The sequence below is a fragment of the Streptomyces sp. NPDC054863 genome, assembly GCF_053610825.1.
Window position 1 is genome coordinate 1 of the sequence record NZ_JBSGZD010000535.1, and the last position, 1,910, is coordinate 1,910.

The window sequence follows — 1,910 nt, forward strand, 5'->3', positions numbered from 1 at the left end:
TTGCAGAGCGGGCGACGGGAATCGAACCCGCGTAGCTAGTTTGGAAGACTAGGGCTCTACCATTGAGCTACGCCCGCACACGCACCGCAGGGCCGCCGGAAGCGACCGCGGTACGGAGAGCATCGTAGCGGGTCCCGGAGCGTCGGTGCACACCCCGATTCCACGAGCCGGTAAAGCGGCCGACGCAGTGCCCGCGGGCATGTACCCTACGTGTCGCACCGACGGGGTGTGGCGCAGCTTGGTAGCGCGTCCGCTTTGGGAGCGGAAGGTCGTCGGTTCGAATCCGGCCACCCCGACCAGCAGGAACCCTCTTGAGGTCCCCCACAAGATCGCATTGTGGGAGCACGTCCGCTTGCCGTTACTATGCAAGCTGCGTGCCCGTGTGTCTGATACCGGGCTCGATCAGCAGGACCGCCCAACTGAGCGGTTCGGCAGAACCCAAGAAGTCAGCCACCAAGGAGACCGAACCGTGAAGAGCGCCGTGGAGACCCTGAACCCGACCCGGGTTCGGCTCAGCATTGAGGTGCCCTTCGAGGAGCTCAAGGACAGCCTCGACGCGGCGTACAAGAAGATCAACCAGCAGGTCACGGTGAAGGGCTTCCGCAAGGGGAAGATCCCGAACCGAGTCATCGACCAGCGGTTCGGCCGTGGCGCTGTTCTGGAGGAGGCCGTCAACGACGCCCTCCCGAAGTTCTACACCGAGGCCGTCAACGAGGGTGAGCTGAACCCGCTGGGTCAGCCCGAGGTGGACATCACGGAGCTGAAGGACGGCGAACTGCTGTCCTTCACCGCCGAGGTCGACATCCGCCCGTCGATCGAGATCCCGGACTACTCCGGCATCGAGGTCGAGGTCGACGCCGTCTCCGTCTCCGACGAGGACGTCGCGAAGGCTGTCGAGGACCTGCGTGGTCGCTTCGCCTCCACCAACCCGGTGGAGCGCGCCGCCGAAGACGGCGACGTCGTCACGATCGACCTTGAGGCCAAGGTCGACGGCGAGGTCCTGGAGGACGGCGTGGCCGAGGGTGTTTCGTACACCATCGGCTCCGGCGAGCTCCTCGAAGGCATCGACGAGGCAGTCAAGGGCCTGGAGGCCGGTGGCGAGGCCACCTTCACCTCCCAGCTCAAGGGCGGCTCCGCCGAGGGCAAGGACGCCGAGGTCACCGTGAAGGTGTCCGCCGTCGCCGCCCGTGAACTCCCCGAGCTGGACGACGAGTTCGCCCAGATGGCGAGCGAGTTCGACACGCTGGAGGAGCTGACGGCCGACAGCCGCAAGCGCCTTGAGAACATGAAGCAGTACGACCAGGCCACCCAGGCCCAGGAGCGCGTGCTCGACAAGCTCATCGAGCTCGTCGAGGTCCCGATCCCCGAGAACCTCCTCGCGGACGAGGTCAAGACCCGCAAGCACAACCTGGAGCACCACCAGCTCGGCCAGATGGGCATCGACCTCCCGAAGTACCTGGAGATCCAGGGCAAGACGGAGGAAGAGTTCGACGCCGAGACCGCCGAGCAGGCGATCAAGGGCATCAAGACCCAGTTCATCCTCGACGAGCTGGTCAACAAGGAGAAGCTGAACGTGAACCAGGAGGAGCTCACCGAGCACCTCATGCGTCGCGCGCAGTCCTCCGGCATGTCCCCCGACCAGTTCGCCCAGGCGGTCGTCGAAGGCGGCCAGGTCCCGATGCTCGTCGGCGAGGTCGCCCGCGGCAAGGCGCTCGCCGTGGTCGTCGAGGCCGTCACGGTCAAGGACACGAACGGTGAGCTCGTCGAGCTCGACGACGACGAGGACGAGACCGCCGAGACGGTCGACGCCGACGCCGCAGCCGAGTCCGCCGAGGGCGACGCCGACGTGAAGGACGCCGCCGAGGCCAAGTAGGCCCCGACAGCCCCTGAGTACGGCACCTGAGTCACGA

1 protein-coding gene and 2 tRNA genes are annotated in these 1,910 nt (G+C 66.3%); 2 read left to right on the top strand and 1 reads right to left on the bottom strand.

What is annotated here, in order from left to right; all coding sequences use genetic code 11:
* Positions 1 to 6: 6 nt before the first annotated feature.
* A tRNA-Gly gene (locus ACWGIG_RS38655) sits at positions 7 to 77 on the bottom strand.
* 145 nt (positions 78 to 222) lie between these two features.
* On the opposite strand from ACWGIG_RS38655, the gene ACWGIG_RS38660 reads away from it, so the two are divergent.
* Positions 223 to 299 (top strand) — tRNA-Pro (locus tag ACWGIG_RS38660).
* A gap of 170 nt (positions 300 to 469) precedes the next feature.
* Complete coding sequence (gene tig / locus ACWGIG_RS38665; protein ID WP_453326408.1) at positions 470 to 1,873, top strand: trigger factor; 1,404 nt, start codon at positions 470 to 472, stop codon at positions 1,871 to 1,873.
* Positions 1,874 to 1,910: the final 37 nt, after the last annotated feature.